The organism is Streptomyces sp. NPDC005533 (assembly GCF_042871845.1).
Taxonomy (GTDB): domain Bacteria; phylum Actinomycetota; class Actinomycetes; order Streptomycetales; family Streptomycetaceae; genus Streptomyces.
Genome location: NZ_JBIAJH010000002.1, coordinates 193,948 through 208,370 on the forward strand (window position 1 = coordinate 193,948; position 14,423 = coordinate 208,370).

At 73.5% G+C, this 14,423-nt stretch carries 13 protein-coding genes; 5 read left to right on the forward strand and 8 right to left on the reverse strand.

Annotated elements, in window-relative coordinates:
* Positions 1–116: 116 nt before the first annotated feature.
* The gene (locus ACFYP3_RS02965; protein WP_388825758.1) at positions 117–866 is read right to left on the reverse strand and encodes an SDR family NAD(P)-dependent oxidoreductase; all 750 of its coding nucleotides are present in this window, start codon (positions 864–866) and stop codon (positions 117–119) included.
* A gap of 159 nt (positions 867–1,025) precedes the next feature.
* On the opposite strand from ACFYP3_RS02965, the gene ACFYP3_RS02970 reads away from it, so the two are divergent.
* Complete coding sequence (locus tag ACFYP3_RS02970; RefSeq protein WP_388825761.1) at positions 1,026–2,102, forward strand: RNA ligase (ATP); 1,077 nt, start codon at positions 1,026–1,028, stop codon at positions 2,100–2,102.
* 269 nt (positions 2,103–2,371) lie between these two features.
* A complete protein-coding gene (locus ACFYP3_RS02975) occupies positions 2,372–3,289 on the forward strand; it encodes an NADP-dependent oxidoreductase (protein WP_388826090.1) in 918 nt (305 codons plus the stop codon).
* A gap of 19 nt (positions 3,290–3,308) precedes the next feature.
* Here ACFYP3_RS02975 and ACFYP3_RS02980 read toward each other — a convergent pair whose 3' ends face one another.
* The 6 genes from ACFYP3_RS02980 to ACFYP3_RS03005 all read right to left on the reverse strand — a co-directional run bounded on the left by ACFYP3_RS02980 (position 3,309) and on the right by ACFYP3_RS03005 (position 10,456).
* A complete protein-coding gene (locus ACFYP3_RS02980) occupies positions 3,309–6,206 on the reverse strand; it encodes a poly(A) polymerase (RefSeq protein WP_388825764.1) in 2,898 nt (965 codons plus the stop codon).
* On the reverse strand, positions 6,206–8,014 hold the full coding sequence (locus ACFYP3_RS02985; RefSeq protein ID WP_388826093.1) for an RNA ligase family protein: 1,809 nt from the start codon (positions 8,012–8,014) through the stop codon (positions 6,206–6,208). Before ACFYP3_RS02985 ends, ACFYP3_RS02980 begins: the two co-directional genes overlap by 1 nt.
* Before the next feature lie 82 nt (positions 8,015–8,096).
* Complete coding sequence (locus tag ACFYP3_RS02990) at positions 8,097–8,756, reverse strand: NAD(P)-dependent oxidoreductase (RefSeq protein ID WP_388825766.1); 660 nt, start codon at positions 8,754–8,756, stop codon at positions 8,097–8,099.
* 154 nt (positions 8,757–8,910) lie between these two features.
* Positions 8,911–9,135, reverse strand: coding sequence for a hypothetical protein (locus ACFYP3_RS02995; protein ID WP_388825769.1), 225 nt, complete (start codon positions 9,133–9,135; stop codon positions 8,911–8,913).
* A 170-nt stretch (positions 9,136–9,305) separates the two neighbouring features.
* Positions 9,306–9,992, reverse strand: coding sequence for a CatB-related O-acetyltransferase (locus ACFYP3_RS03000; RefSeq protein ID WP_388825772.1), 687 nt, complete (start codon positions 9,990–9,992; stop codon positions 9,306–9,308).
* 92 nt (positions 9,993–10,084) lie between these two features.
* Positions 10,085–10,456 (reverse strand): hypothetical protein, encoded by a 372-nt coding sequence (locus ACFYP3_RS03005; protein WP_388825775.1) that lies wholly within the window; start codon positions 10,454–10,456, stop codon positions 10,085–10,087.
* 195 nt (positions 10,457–10,651) lie between these two features.
* Between ACFYP3_RS03005 and ACFYP3_RS03010 the strand changes: the two genes are divergently transcribed.
* From ACFYP3_RS03010 to arsM, 3 genes are all read left to right on the forward strand, one after another.
* Positions 10,652–11,338, forward strand: a complete 687-nt coding sequence (locus tag ACFYP3_RS03010) for a hemerythrin domain-containing protein (RefSeq protein ID WP_388825778.1) — start codon at positions 10,652–10,654, stop codon at positions 11,336–11,338.
* A gap of 49 nt (positions 11,339–11,387) precedes the next feature.
* Complete coding sequence (locus ACFYP3_RS03015; RefSeq protein ID WP_388825781.1) at positions 11,388–12,293, forward strand: TIGR03619 family F420-dependent LLM class oxidoreductase; 906 nt, start codon at positions 11,388–11,390, stop codon at positions 12,291–12,293.
* A gap of 373 nt (positions 12,294–12,666) precedes the next feature.
* On the forward strand, positions 12,667–13,491 hold the full coding sequence (gene arsM / locus ACFYP3_RS03020; protein WP_388825784.1) for an arsenite methyltransferase: 825 nt from the start codon (positions 12,667–12,669) through the stop codon (positions 13,489–13,491).
* A 154-nt stretch (positions 13,492–13,645) separates the two neighbouring features.
* On the opposite strand, the gene ACFYP3_RS03025 is transcribed toward arsM, so the two are convergent.
* Positions 13,646–14,326 carry a hypothetical protein gene (locus ACFYP3_RS03025; protein WP_388825787.1) on the reverse strand — a complete coding sequence of 227 codons (681 nt, stop codon included), beginning with the start codon at positions 14,324–14,326 and terminating at the stop codon, positions 13,646–13,648.
* Positions 14,327–14,423: the final 97 nt, after the last annotated feature.

Here is a 14,423-nt window from a genome sequence, read left to right on the forward strand (position 1 = left end):
CCAGCGCCCTCCGCTGCCCCTGTGTCGCACGGGCGTCCGGAGACCCCTGCGTCCGACGGGCGTCCGGTGACCCCCGCGTCCGACGGGCGTCCGGTGACCCCCGCGTCCGACGGGCCTCAGCGGCCGCCCGAGACCCGCAGCACCGTTCCCGTCGTGTAGGAGGCGTCGGGGGACAGCAGCCAGGCGATCGCCCCGGCGACCTCCTCCGGCCGGCCGGGCCGCCCGAGGGGGATGCCGGCCGCGGCCCGCGCCGGCCGGTCGGGATCCCCCATCGCCGCATGCATGTCGGTCTCGATGATGCCGGGAGCCACGGCGTTGACCCGGATCCCGTCCGGGCCGAGCTCCTTGGCGAGGCCCACGGTCAGCGCGTCCGTGGCAGCCTTGGTCGCCGCGTAGTGCACGTAGTCGCCGGGGCTGCCCAGGGTCGCGGCCGCCGAGGAGACGTTCACGATCGCCCCGCCACCGGACTCCGCCATGTCCCGGGCGGCCCGACGGCAGCACAGCAGGTACCCGAGGAGGTTCACCTCGACCACCCGCCGCAGGTCTTCGGTGCGGGCGTCGGCGAGCCGGCCGAGCGGGCCGGTCACCCCGGCGTTGTTGACCAGTCCGGTCAGCATGCCGAGTTCGGCGCCGGCGATGTCGAAGAGCCGCTCCACGGCGCACTCCTCGGAGGTGTCGCCGCGCACGGTCACACAGCGCGCCCCGGTGGCCCGCACCCGCTCGGCGACGGCCTCGGCGGCCGCCTCGTCGCGGACGTAACCCAGCGCCAGGTCGTGCCCGTCGGCGGCCAGCCGCAGAGCGGTCGCCGCACCGATGCCCCTGCTGCCGCCGGTGACGACGGTGACCGGACGAGGAAGACGTGACACGGGAGCCTCCTGCGGAACGTGGAACAGAGCGCGCGGTGCGGCAGGCTAACACCGTGATAATCGCTGGACCAGCAAAAATGGCGCCCGGAGAGTGATCGTCACCGACGCGCCGCAGAACCGGCACGTCCCCCGCGTCCCTGACGACTGCAGGAGCCGTCCATGTCGACCTTGAGAGTCACCGCCGAAGAGCTGACCGTCCACGAGCACCCGAACGCCGACGCGTTGGAGCTGGCCCAGGTGGGCCTGTACCGCGCCGTGATCGCCAAGGGTGCCTACCGCACGGGCGAGTTCGCGCTCTACATACCCGAACAGGCCGTGCTGCCCGCAGAGCTGATCGAGGAGCTCGGCCTCACCGGACGGCTGGCCGGCGGCTCCGCCGACCGGGTCAAGGCGGTCCGGCTGCGCGGTGAACTCTCGCAGGGTCTCGTGTGCCGCCCGCGCGCGCTCGCCGACGTCGACCTCGTGCAGGCGGCCAAGGAGGGCACGGACTTCGCGGAGCTGCTCGGCATCACCAAGTGGTCCCCGCCCATCCCCACCACCATGAACGGCGACGTCGAAGCCGCCGCCGACCTGATGCCCTGGGTCGACATCGAGAACCTCCAGCGCTACCCGCACATCTTCGAGCCGGGCGAGCAGGTCATCCTCACGGAGAAACTGCACGGCACCGCCTGCCTGTTCACGTACGTGGTCCAGGGGGAGCGGTCGATCGTCTCGTCCAAGGGATTCGGCTCGAAGGGGCTGGCGCTCAAGGAGGACGAGCGCAACCTGTACTGGCGAGCCGTACGCGGCCACGGCGTGCCGGCCGTCGCCGCGTCCCTGGCCGCCCGCCTCGGTGCCACCCGGGTCGGTGTCTTCGCCGAGGTGTACGGCGCGGGCGTCCAGGACCTGGCCTACGGGACCGACGTGCGGACCGCCGACACGCCCCCCGGGTACGCCGTCTTCGACGTGTCCGCCGAGATCGACGGACAGGTGCGCTGGCTGGACCCGACCGCCGTCCTGACGGACGGGGAACTGCCGCTGGTACCACGGCTGTACGAGGGCCCGTACGACCTCGACACCGTGCTGGAGCTGGCGAGCGGCCGCGAAACCGTGTCCGGGCGGGCCGTGCACCTGCGCGAGGGCGTCGTGATCCGTCCCGCGACGGAGCGCTACAGCCCGGTCGTCGGCGGTCGCGCCATCGCCAAGGCGGTCAGCCCGGCCTACCTGACCCGTAAGGGCGGTACCGAGTACGAGTGAGCGGCCGGCGCTGGAGGGGGATCAGACGCGGAGCCGAGCGCCGGGAGGCGCACGCGGAGCTGGCGGATCGACGAGGGGGCGGGCGGGCGGCTCGACTTCCCGGCGGCCCTTCCCGTGCACGGGCAGGCGGCCCGGGACGCGCCGCGCCGCGTTCGCCCCGCATCGTGGGGCGGGCGCGGCACGCGTGGTGGGATGGACCGGGGGCGGGTCCACCAGCACACGGAGAGGTCGGGTACATGTCCCAGTCGGGCCGGAGCAGCCAGGAAACCATGCGGGCGATGGCGTACGAGACGTACGGCGGGACGGAGGTGCTCTCCGAGATCCGGCTGCCGATGCCCAAGTACGGCCCGGGCGAGGTGCTCGTCCGGGTGAAGTACGCCGGGGTCAACCCCGTCGACTGGAAGATCATGTCGGGCGGGCTCGACGCCCTGATGGACGTCGTCTACCCGGTGGTCCCCGGCTGGGACGTGGCCGGCACCGTCGAGCGCGTGGGCATCGACGTCCCCGAGTACGCCGAGGGCGACGAGGTCATCGCCTACGCCCGCAAGGACTACGTGCACGGCGGGACCTTCGCCGAGTTCGTCACCGTGCCCGTACGCGCCCTCGCGCACAAGCCCGCCTCGCTGAGCTGGGCCGAGGCCGGCGGGCTCCCGCTGGCCGGGCTCACCGCCTACCAGGTGCTCACCCGCCTCGGCACCGGCAAGGACGACACGGTCCTCATCCACGGCGCCGCGGGCGGCGTCGGCTCCCTCGGCGTGCAGATCGCCCGCGCGCTCGGCGCCCGCGTCATCGGCACCGCCTCCCCCCGCAACCACGACCGGGTGCGCGAACTCGGCGGCGAACCCGTCGAGTACGGAGACGGACTCGCCGAGCGCATCCGCGCCCTCGTGCCCGACGGGCCCACCGTCGTCGCGGACTTCGTCGGCGGCGTCGGCGCGGTCACCCGGGAAGTGCTCCACGACGACGGTCGGCACGCCTCCATCGCCGACCCCAGCGTCCTCGGATCGGGCGGCCAGTGGGTCTGGGTGCGTCCGGTCGGCAGCGACCTGGCCGAACTGGGCCGGCTGGCCGACGCCGGCCGGCTGAAGGTGCCGGTGGCCAAGACCTTCCCGCTGGCCGAACTCGCCGCCGCCTTCGAACTGAGCCAGGGCGGACACACCTCAGGAAAGATCGTCATCGAGGTCTGATCCCACCCCGCAGGGCGAGCTACTCCAGGTCCGGCACCTCGCCGCAGGCCGCCCACGTGACCTCGACCCCCGGCAGGCCGGCCCGCCACGGGCCGGCCAGCGCGGCCAGGGCCGCCGCGTCCGGCGGAGCGGAGCCGAGGCCGATCGCGTAACGGGCGAGGCCCGGGCCGGACGCGGAGGGGCGCGGCCAGGCGTGCGCGTCCGTGACACCGGTCTCCTCCAGCGCGCCGAGCAGCGCCCGCAGCCGCCCCCGCACGCGGCCCAGGGTCTCCTCGAACTCCCCGCCGGGCGCGCGTACGGTCACCACCGCCCAGGCGGCGTGCCGGCGGTGCAGCGGCGGCGGGGACAGCAGAGCCCCGGCGTTGGCAGGGTCGGCCTCCAGCAGTTCCCAGGCCCGGTACAACTCCTGGACCAGCAGATCGCGCAGGCCCGGCCCCACCTGGGCGGTGCAGCTGCGCACCGGCTCCGAGGGCGTGAGCACCGTGACCGGATCCGGATCCGGATCCGGATCCGGGGACGCGGCCGGGTCCGCCGCGGCCGGGTCCGCCGTCGCCGCGGACGACGGCAACAGCCCGACCGGCTCCCGCCAGTCCCAGGCGGCCCACCGGCCGAAGAACTCCCGCAGCAGGTCGTCCGGGGCAGGCGCCCCGGCCTCTTGGACTGTACGCGCCGCGAGGACCGCCCAGGCCAGCCCCGGCAGCCCGCCGAACGGCGCCGAGTCCAGCCCACGGGCCCGCGCCCACGCCTTCACCTCCCGCGCCAGCCGGGCGAAGGCCGCGTGCTCGGCTCCCACCCGCTCCCGTACGGCGTCGGCGTCGCTCACCGCGCTCAGCGCGACGGCCGCCGCCTCACCCAGCTCCGCCCGCCGTGCCACCGCGTGCGCGGGCTCCAGACCGTCGGCGGCCACCGTCACCAGGTCCACCGGCAGCGCACCGACGCGGAACCGCAGGCCCGGCACCCGCGCCCCCGTCACCACACGCAGCGGCCCGGCCTCCGGCAGGGCCGCCGCCAACCGGTCCCGTACCGCGGTGACGTCGTCCGGCCCGGGCAGCACCGCGACCAGGTCCAGGTCGGCCTCCGGCAGCGCGCAGCCCATCCGGCGCGAACCGGCCAGGTGCACCTGCGCCCCGCCCAGGGCGGCCCGGACGCGGGCGGTGACCTGCTCGGCCCGGCCGGACCCGCGACCGTGCGCCCCACCGGGCTCCGGCTCTGACCCCGACCCCGACTCCGTTTCCCAGCGCACCTCGCCCGTTCCCAGGGCCACCGTCGCGCGGACCCGCATCGGGCCGTCCCCGTGACGCGAGAGCACCGCCAGCTGCCCGACCCGCGAGGGCACGGCGCCGCGGAGCCGCGCCGTGAACTCCGCGACCGCCCGCTGCGGGTCCTGGCTGCGCCCGAGCGTCAGGTGCGGGGTGTACCCCTCGGCGCGCCCCCGGCAGCCCGGGAACCGCTCCGTCAGCGCGCGCCGGAGTTCCTGCCACGGCCCCTCTCCGGCCGCCGCCGGATCCAGCCAGAGGGTGGCGTCCTCACGGTGCCCGAAGCTGTGCACGCCCTCCAGCCGCACGTCGAAGGGCCCCGTCCCGGCGGCCGCTTCGGCCAGCAGCGGCAGGGCCTCGTCGAACGAGGACTCCGGCACGAAACCGAAGAGCAGGTTGACGTGCGCGGGCCAGCGGCCGGCCTGCGGGTCGTGCCGCGCGCGCACCTCCCGTACCGCCTCCGGGAGGTCCGGGGGCAGCCACGCCACCGCCGTCCGCGCGGTCGCCGGTACGTCGAGCCGCGTCGGCCCGCCGCCGGGCGCCCCGAACTCCACGGTCGCCTCGACACCGAAGTGGTCGGAGACGAACAGCCCCTCCGAGGCGGGCGTGTCGCCGCGCAGCGCCGCCCGCGTCACACGCGCCCCCGTGGAGCCGAGCAGGATCCGGTCCAGCCGGGCGGCCCGCCCGGACAACGAGCCCACCGCGGCCAGTGGGTTGGCCACCGGATCGAAGGTCGGGGTACCGTCCGCCGCCCCGTGTACGTCGCTCCAGGCGTCCCGCATGCCGAGCGCGGACGCGGGCCCCTCGGCGCCGTGGCGGCCGTCGTTGAAGTCGCCCAGCAGGGCCACGTCGGCCTCGATTGCGCCCAGGCCCTCCGCGAGCCGGGCCAGTTCGGCGTCCCGCCGCAGGTGCCCGTTCTCGGTGTGGTCGCTGGTCAGGTGTGTGGCCGCGACGACCAGGGGGCCGGCCGCGGTGTCCACGGTGACGGCGGTGACCGCCTTGTGTCTGCCGAGCACGTGCACGCCCGCCTCCCGTACCGGCAGCCGGCTCAGCACCAGCAGCCCGCACGCGGCGACGTCCGGGCCGCCGGGATCCGTGCCGAGGGTGTACCCGGCCCGCACCCACGGCGCCGCCAGCAGCATGCCGACCAGCTCGGGCTCGACCTCCTGGAGCGCGATGACGTCGGCGTCGGCGACCGCGAGATCGGCCAGCAGCAACGGCCTGCGCCGGGCAGTGGCGATGCGCGGGGCGTCGTACCGGTCCCAGAGCGTGTTCCAGGTCAGCAGCCGCACCGCGGCGGGGCCCGCCGCCGGGCCGGGCGGCGGCGGCTGCGCGGGCCGCCAGGCGCCTGCGCCGGCCGGGTCCCACGCGTACGGGGTGCGCGCGGTGAAGAACGGAGACCGCAGCAGGCGCGGCTCGCGGACCCGCCCCGCCGTGCTGACATCGATCCGGTCCACGCCGGTGGCCCGGTCCCAGACGAGTTCGCCGTCCGCCTCGACGAACAGCACCCGGTGCCAGGGGATGTCGCCGCCGGGCACGAAGGAGGGCAGCGGAACCCGCTTCGGCGCGGCCCCGCGCTGGAGCAGGCCGAGCACGAACCGCGCCGGATCGAACCGCGGGTCCCAGCGGACCTGGTGGTAGAGCTGCTCACTGGTACGCATCAGAACTCCCCGCAGATCGGATCCGGGCTGTCCGCGAGGCCGCCCGCCGTGTCCTCGACGTCCCCGCCCGCACCGATGTACCACGTACGGTGCGCCTGGCCGGCGTACGGGGGACTGAACCGGTGCAGCTGGGAGGTCAGCACCTGATCGGGCACCGGGTGCGTGCGCACGGCGTTGCGGCGCAGCAGCTCCGGCTCGTCGACCAGCACCACGGCGTGGGTGACCAGCGCGTCGCGACGCCGCGCGACCGAGCCGGCCAGGCCGCGCTGCTGGTCGGTGAGCGAGGTCGCGTCCCACACCACGGTTCCTCCCCGGGCGAGGGCGGTGTCGAGGCGGTCAAGGCCCTGGCTCAGCACGTCCGCGTTGGCCCGCTGGTCCGCGCGGGAACCCCGGGCGGTGCGCAGGTCGTCAAGACTGATGTACGCGTCCACGCCGGGCAGGCCGCGGCCGAAGGTGCTCTTCCCGCTGCCCGAGGGACCGCTGAGCTGCACCAGTCGGGGAAACGTTCCGTCACGCCACTGCCAGGTCGCCGCCACCGCCTCCTCGACGGCGACGCAGCCGACTCCGTGACCCCGGCCGAGGGGAACGGCCGCGATCCTTCCCTGCCCGAACGCACGCCGGGCCTCCGCCCAGCAACGGTCCGCCGCCTCCGCGTCCAGTCCGGCGAGGGACTCCCGCAGCGCGAGGCGCAAGGCGTCCAGCGGGTCCTCGCCGCCGAGCAGCCCCGCCTCCTGCGCCCACAGAGCGGACCACTCCACGGACTCCCGCGCCTCCGGCCCGTCGGCCAGCGCCCCGGCGAGCGCGTGCAACACCCCGAGATCGGCCGCCGTGGCCATCCGGGCCAGCCCGGCCCGCCGGTCGGCGTCGGGGAACGGCCGCTGCACGTACGGGTACAGGCCCACCAGGTCGGCGACCCGGCGCGCGAGGCCCATCCCGGCCGGGCCGGCCGCGAGCCGCGCCGCGATCCGGCCGCGCGGCTCGCGCCGCAGCAGGGCGGCCAGCACACCGGCCAGCCGGTCCTCGCCGCGGCGCCCCGCCCCGTCGATCCGGGCGGTGACCTCGGCCACCTCATCGGCCACCACGTCCCACCCGCCGGCGCCGGCAGCCCCGCCCGCGCCGCCCAGCCCGACGGCGGCGGCCAGCCCGGCCACGTCCGGCGCGGCTCCCGAGCGCACCGCCCACAACGGGGCTGCCGGACCGAGCCCGTTCGGCACGACCTCGGCGAACATCCAGTGCGTACCGGTCTGCACGTGCCCGCCCCGCACCCACTTGGCCACGCACCGCCCGAAGTCCTCGCGCGCGAAACCGGCCGCCGTCCGCACGACGTAGCCCTCCTCCCGCGCGGTGTCGAGCTTCAGCTTGCGCAGCGTGCGCGCGTCGAAGGCGCCCCGCCAGAGCACGCGCGGCGTGGGCACCCCGAGGCCCCGCAGGAAACGTACGGTCCGGTCCCAGTCCAGGCAGTGGTCCCCGTCCCACACCGAGAACCCGTAGAACCAGCTGTCCAGGTCCTCGTACGGGATCGAGTGCCGGGCGTACAGGTTCTCCCCGCACACCCGCCAACCGGCCGGGATCCCCGCGCCGATCCTGCCCTGGAGCCCCTTGACCCAGGCCCGCGAGGGATGGTGCGCCGAGTCGAGCGAGCGGGCGTGCAGACCGTCCGCGTACAGGGTGGTGTTCTCCCCGTCGAGCTTCTCCGTCACCACCACCTCGCGCCCCACCAGCCCCTCCAGTCCGACAGCCCGGACGTCGTCCGCCGAGGCGCCGGGGGACCAGGGCAGGTGCGGCGTACGGGGATAGTGGGTGCGCATGGTCCGCTCCTGCTCGACGACGTGGTGCCTCGTCACTGTAAGTATCCGGAGCAGACCCATCCACCGATTAACCCGCGGGCGCTCAGTAGCCGAGGGTGAACCGCCGGCCCGCGTGCGCGTCCAGCTCGATCTCGTCGAGCACGGCGACGGCGTAGTCCTCCGTCGAGATCCGGCTGCGGCCCTCGTCGTCGACGACCAGGTCGTCGAGCCCCAGCCGGTACGTCCCCGTGCGCTCGCCCGGAGCGATCTGCGCTGCCGGGCTCAGACAGGTCCAGCGGACCTCCTCCACGGGCACGGTCCGCAGGAAGTCCAGGGCGTCCCCGTGGGCGTGCATCACGGCCAGCACGGGCTCGGGGACGCCCGCCTGGTCCCAGACCGGCGGGCCGTCGGGAGTGCGCAGCGAACCCGCCCCGCCGACGACCACCACCCGCGGCCGGGGCGCGTCCGTGCCGAGCGAACGCACGCCGCCGATCAGCGACTTCGCGGCGGCCACGAGGACGGAGGGGTCGCCGGCGCCGGGGCCGACCGCGCTGATCACCACGTCCTGCCCGGCCGCCGCCTGCGCTACGGAGGCCGGGTCGAGCACGTCGCCGCGCACCACCGCGGTGGCCCCGCCGCCGGAGTCCGCGAGCCTCGCGGGTTCGCGTACGACGGCGGTGACCTCGTGGCCGCGCCGGAGGGCTTCGCGCAGCACCTGGGCTCCGATGCTGCCGGTCGCGCCGAAGAGGGCGATCTTCGCCATGGCACCTCCCTGGGGATGGAGAGCGGTACGGAACCCGGGTCGAGCCCCGCCCCACCCATCCAACCGAACCGCCCTGCCCCCACAGGTCAGCCGGGCCGAAGCCACCCGGATGATCCGGCCCGGCTGACCGGCCTGGGCGCGCAGGCCGTTCCTGCTACCAGGTCGCGCGTCGGCGCACCGCGTTCGAGCCGGGAGGACGGGATGGTCCTCGGTGCGCCCGCTGTTCGGCGGCGGCGTGCCACCAGGCGGGCGGGGAGGGGTGGGTGATCCCGGCCATGGGCTGGTCGGGGTGCAGTCCCATGCGACGGAGCGCGTCGGCGCGGAGGCGGACCGTGTACCAGCCGTGCCAGCGGCCGTCGGAGCCGATGCCGCAGGACAAGTCGCAGGGGAAGTCCCCGGATCGAACGGCATCCAGTCGATGCCGCGCTCGCGCAGTCAAGCGCGGGCCGCTGCCATCGGGTGGAGGTGCCCCAGGTGCTCGTAGGCCGCGATGGTGACCCAGTCGGTGCTCGGCGTGTCTATGCCGAAGATGATGGCAGAGAGATCGGCTCAGGTTCGAGGGGCGATCTCTTCGAGGTCGTCGATCGTGCCGGACATGAGGGCCCGGATGTGTGCGGTGAGGTGCTCTGCCGGCCAGTCCCACCAGGCGAGGTCGAGGAGACGGGCGATGTCGTCTTCGCTGTGGCGGGTGCGGATGAGCCTGGCCGGGTTGCCGCCGACGATCCCGTAGTCGGGGATGTCGTCCACGACGACGGCCCCGGAGGCGACGACCGCGCCGTGCCCGATGCGTACTCCGGGCATGACCATCGTGTTGTAGCCGAACCAGACGTCGTTCCCGACGACGGTGTCGCCCCTGCCCGGCAGGCCGGTGATCAGGTCGAAGTGCTCGGCCCAGGAGCCGCCCATGAGGGGGAAGGGAAAGGTCGAGGGGCCGTCCATGCGGTGGTTGGCGCCGTTCATGATGAACCGCACCCCGGTGCCCAGCGCGCAGAACTTCCCGATGACCAGTCTCTCGGGCCCGTAGTGGTAGAGGACGTTGCGGGTCTCGAACGCGGTCGGATCGTCGGGGTCGTCGTAGTAGGAGTACTCCCCGACCTCGATCAGCGGCGAGGTCACCAGCGGCTTGAGCAGGACCACCCGTGGCTGGTCGGGAAACGGGTGGAGCGCCGTCGGGTCCGCGGGAAGGCGGTTCACAGGCAGTCGCTTTCGGTCGGCAGCAGCTGGCGAACGCCCCATTCTGCGCATGACGTACGGTCACTCCGCTGCTGCGCCACCGCACATCTCGTGGTCGTGCCCAGGTCGACGCCCGACGCGCACGTGACGCGGCACTAGCCGTCGAGGTACCGGTGCCGGATGTCGCCGGACGAGATGAAGAGTTGGCCCTCGCGTACCTGCCATTCGGCTGTGCCCCCGATCTCGTGACCGGCGAGGAACAACCCCCTGACGCGGTCTCCGTCGGCGTCGGATGCCGGGATCCGGGCGATCTCCCCGATCTGCTCGAGGAGCCAGTCCACGGCCGACTGTCGGATGTCGGCGCCGTAGAAGACGTAGTGCGTCCAGTTGACGTGCCGGCGGGGCGTGCCCCACCCGTGTGAGTAGTGATCGTCATGGTGAGACGAGATGACCGCTTCGACGGCTGCGAGTTGCCTCTCGTCACACTCCAGCCATCCTCTGACCGACACGTAGATGCCCACGGCCATGTCCTCTCTTGCACCAAGCGGCAGCTTGCCCGCCACCGTATCGGCCGCCCGCGACGCGGGGCGTCGAGGTCACGTCCGCCCGGAAGCCGGGGAGGCCGAGCTCAGCTACACACCCATCGGCTGCGGAGCCGGCCGCGAACGTCGGGGCAAGTCGGTTGCAAGTGCCGTGCAACCGGGCTCCGAAGACTGGTTCTCATGAACGCGAACAACCCCTCCGGTCCCACCGTCCACCCCTACACCCGCGAGATGGCGATGATCCACCCGGTGTTCCGCCGCGAGTCGCGCCTCCTGGCCGAACTCGTCCAGGAGGTCCGCCCCGCCGACACCGCCCGTTCCGGGATCCTCGCCGAGCACTGGCGGCTGTACTCCATCGGCCTGCACGCCCACCACACGGGCGAGGACGAGATGCTCTGGCCGGTGCTGCTGCCCCACCTGGACCTCGACGCGGAGCAGGTCCTGGCAATGGAGGCGCAACACCGCGCGCTCGACGAGGGGATCGCCGAGGTGCAGCGGCTGATGGACCGCTGGGAGGCGGGAGCCCTGGCCGAGGACCGCGACGAGCTCGCGGACGCGCTGCGCCGCCACCACCGGCAGCTGTGCGCCCACCTCGACGAGGAGGAGCGGAACGTCACGCCGCTGGTCGCGCTGCACGTGAACGAGAAGCAGTGGCTCGCGGTGGGGGAGCGGGGCCTGGCAGAGACGCCCCGCAACCGGTTGATGATCGCCCTGGGCGCCATCCTGGAGGACACCTCACCGGAGGAACGTCAGGAGTTCATGGCCCGGATGCCCCTCGCGGCCCGGGTGCTGTGGCGGATCCTGGGGCAGCGGCAATACCGCCGGGAGACCGACCGGATCCGCGAGGGCCGGCGTGTCTCCGCCTGACGCGCCGTCCCCGTCCCGTTCCGAGTCCCCGACCCAGGGAGTCCCACCGATGCGCATCGGATTCTCCGTTCCCCAGTTCGGCCCCTTCGCCGACCCCGACCGCACCTCCGCCATGTGCGCCGCCCTCGAAGCGCTGGGCTGCCACAGTCTCTGGGCGGCCGACCGGCTCCTGGCACCGGTCGTCCCCGCCGAGGGATATCCCGGCGGGACGATGCCCCTCCGGTACGGCACCCATCTCGACCCGCTGCTCGCCCTGGGCGTGGCGGCCGCGGCCACCGAACGGGTCCGCCTGGGCAGCAGCACGCTCAACGCCCTGTGGCAGCCGCCCCTCGTACTCGCCCGCGCGCTGACGACCCTCGACCTGATCAGCCACGGCCGCCTGGACGTGGGCATCGGGCTGGGCTGGATGCGGGAGGAGTACGAGGCCACCGGCGTGCCGTGGCAAGGGCGCGGCGCCCGGCTGGAGGAGACCCTCGACGTCCTCGACGCCGTATGGCGCTCCGAGCGGGTCGTCCACACCGGCCCCCTGTGGACCATCGCGGAGTCGACCGTACTGCCCAAGCCCGTCCAGCGCCCGGGGCCGCCGATCCTGCTGGGCGGATTCACCCCGCACGCCCTGGAGCGGGTCGGCCGGCGCGCCGACGGTTGGCTCGCCGCGTCGATGCCGCTGCCCTACCTCGACGGGCTCTGGGCCGTCGCCACCGAGGCCGCCGAGAAGGCGGGCCGGGACCCGGCGGTGCTGCGCCGGGTGTTCCGCGTGAACCCCGAGGTCACCGCAGTCGAGGCCGACGCCGCGGAGACCCACCGCCGCGGGACCGTGCGCCAGATCTGCGACCACCTCAAGGTGATGTGCTCGGCGGAGACCGACGAGGTGCTCGTGGACCTCCAGTTGACGACGGACTCCCCCGAGGAGTACCTGGACCTCGCGGCGGCGTTCATGGCCGAACTGGCCTAGGCGTATTGCCCCGCAGCGGGGGTGGCCAGGGGCGCTGGGGCAGGACTTCCGAGCTACCGCTCGCGGCGGAAGCGGCGGGGTTCACCGAGTCGGCCGGTGCGGATGCGGCGGAGCGGACCTCGATCTCGCCTTGGGAGAGGTGGCTGAGGAAGCCGGCGGCCATCTGCGAGCGGCCGGCGGTGGCGCCGAAGGTGGCCATAGCGACCGCGAGGGTCGTCGGTTTCGGGTGGTTCAAGCCGACCGCCCGGCTCAGGGCCATCGATCCGGCCCACGTGGTAGCTCTTGCTTCGACATGTGTCTATGTTGACGAATTTCGATCCAAGGCGCAAGGTTGCATCGAGAAGCATCAATCCAACCTGTTGGGGTGACCGCCATGACCGACCAGTCCCTGGATCTCCGCGAGACCGTCCGCGCCCGCTACGCGGCCTCCGCCCTGCAGGTCACCCAAGGCGGCACCGCCTGCTGCGGAGCGGAGCCCGTGGAAGTCGACGAGAACTTCGGCTCCGCCCTCTACACCGGCGGCGAGACCGACCAGCTTCCGGCCGAGGCCGTCGCCGCCTCGTGGGGCTGCGGCAACCCCACCGCCGTCGCGGACCTGCACGAGGGTGACCGCGTACTGGACCTCGGCTCCGGCGGCGGCATCGAAGTGCTCCTCTCCGCCCGCCGCGTCGGCCCCACCGGCAAGGCGTACGGCCTGGACATGACCGAGGAGATGCTCGCCCTCGCACTGGCCAACGCCGCGAAGGTAGGCGCCACGAACGTCGAGTTTCTCAAGGGCGTCATCGAGGCCATTCCCCTCCCCGCCGCCACCATCGACGTGGTGATCTCCAACTGCGTGATCAACCTGTCGACCGACAAGCGGGCGGTCTTCGCGGAGGCCTTCCGCGTCCTCAAGGCCGGCGGCCGGATCGGCGTCTCCGACGTCGTCGCCGACGATACGCTCACCCCGGAACAGCGCGCCGAGCGCGGCGACTACGTCGGCTGCATCGCGGGCGCCCTCTCCTTCACCGAGTACCGGAGGGGGCTCGAAGAGGCAGGCTTCACCGACATCCAGATCACCCCGACGCACGCGGTCGCCGACGGGATGCACTCCGCCATCGTCCGGGCCACCAAGCCCCCGGCCCCCACCACGGCGGATGAAACGCGCGCGCCCGCCGAATGCTGCGGCGTCACCGCCTGCTGCACCCCGACCGAGTGAAGCTGTGGCGGCCGCGGACGTTGAGCTTGTGCTGCTCCAACCGTGAGAGCCGGGCGACGGCGGCGCCGATGCAATGCGTCGAGCCGCTGCCCCCGTTGCACGGTCGCCGGTCATCACCTACGGTCACCATCCGACTGGGCGCCCCGGCAGGCAGTCAGTGCGACTCTCGGTCCGGGCGCGGATAGCCGATCTCGGCGATGTCCTGGCCCAGGTCCGGCAGGGTGACCGCTGCATTCAGCGACGAAACGAGTTCCTGGTCCAGCGGTCGCAGGGCGTACACATGGCTCACCGCTGCCAGGTCCACGGGGACCTCGTAGTAGTCCTCGGCGAAGCACTGGAACGCTTCCGGAGATCGGTCGACCAGGAGACCGAACAGTCCAGTCGTCCCGTCAGGATCGGCACTGCCCGTGGGAAAGTCGACCGTCCCGTGGCGCCACTGATCGTCGGTCGTTCCCCGCCACAGGCAGGCTGTCACGACGGGCACGCCGTCCTCGTCGGTGAACGCCGGCTCCTCCACGAAGGGCCGAAAAGTCGCAGGGACTTCGTCGATCACTCCCGGCCAAGGATCGCCGTCGTTGCCATAGGGGCTCATCGGCGACTCGTGGCTGAAGCCGCGGACACAGCACCCGGCCGCCGAGAACACCATGGAGTACTCGTCTCCTGCCCCGTTGCGCATCGAGGCCATCTCCTCGCCTTCGGCCCAAGCGGCGTTGAAGGAGTGGTACCGGCCTTCCCAGTCCGGGCTCAGGATCGCGTCGAGCATCGCAAGTGAGCGGCACAGGTCCCGCAGTTCGGCGATGGTGGGAAGCCGGCGGGCCAGGTCGTAGACAGTCACGGGCTCATCCAACCGGATCCCTCTGACATCAGCCCCGCACGGCCGGCAGCACGGGCCCGCGCAGCGCGCTCGCGGTTCTTCCGCAAGCAAGCCGTAG

Excerpts from the sequence above, each read along its gene's own strand:
- ACFYP3_RS02970 (WP_388825761.1), top strand. The coding sequence starts at position 1,026 with ATGTCGACCTTGAGAGTCACCGCCGAAGAGCTGACCGTCCACGAGCAC.
- ACFYP3_RS02975 (WP_388826090.1), top strand. The coding sequence starts at position 2,372 with ATGCGGGCGATGGCGTACGAGACGTACGGCGGGACGGAGGTGCTCTCC.
- ACFYP3_RS02980 (WP_388825764.1), bottom strand. The coding sequence starts at position 6,206 with ATGCGTACCAGTGAGCAGCTCTACCACCAGGTCCGCTGGGACCCGCGG.
- ACFYP3_RS02985 (WP_388826093.1), bottom strand. The coding sequence starts at position 8,014 with ATGCGCACCCACTATCCCCGTACGCCGCACCTGCCCTGGTCCCCCGGC.
- ACFYP3_RS02990 (WP_388825766.1), bottom strand. The coding sequence starts at position 8,756 with ATGGCGAAGATCGCCCTCTTCGGCGCGACCGGCAGCATCGGAGCCCAG.
- ACFYP3_RS03000 (WP_388825772.1), bottom strand. The coding sequence starts at position 9,992 with ATGGGGCGTTCGCCAGCTGCTGCCGACCGAAAGCGACTGCCTGTGAAC.
- ACFYP3_RS03005 (WP_388825775.1), bottom strand. The coding sequence starts at position 10,456 with ATGGCCGTGGGCATCTACGTGTCGGTCAGAGGATGGCTGGAGTGTGAC.
- ACFYP3_RS03010 (WP_388825778.1), top strand. The coding sequence starts at position 10,652 with ATGAACGCGAACAACCCCTCCGGTCCCACCGTCCACCCCTACACCCGC.
- ACFYP3_RS03015 (WP_388825781.1), top strand. The coding sequence starts at position 11,388 with ATGCGCATCGGATTCTCCGTTCCCCAGTTCGGCCCCTTCGCCGACCCC.
- arsM (WP_388825784.1), top strand. The coding sequence starts at position 12,667 with ATGACCGACCAGTCCCTGGATCTCCGCGAGACCGTCCGCGCCCGCTAC.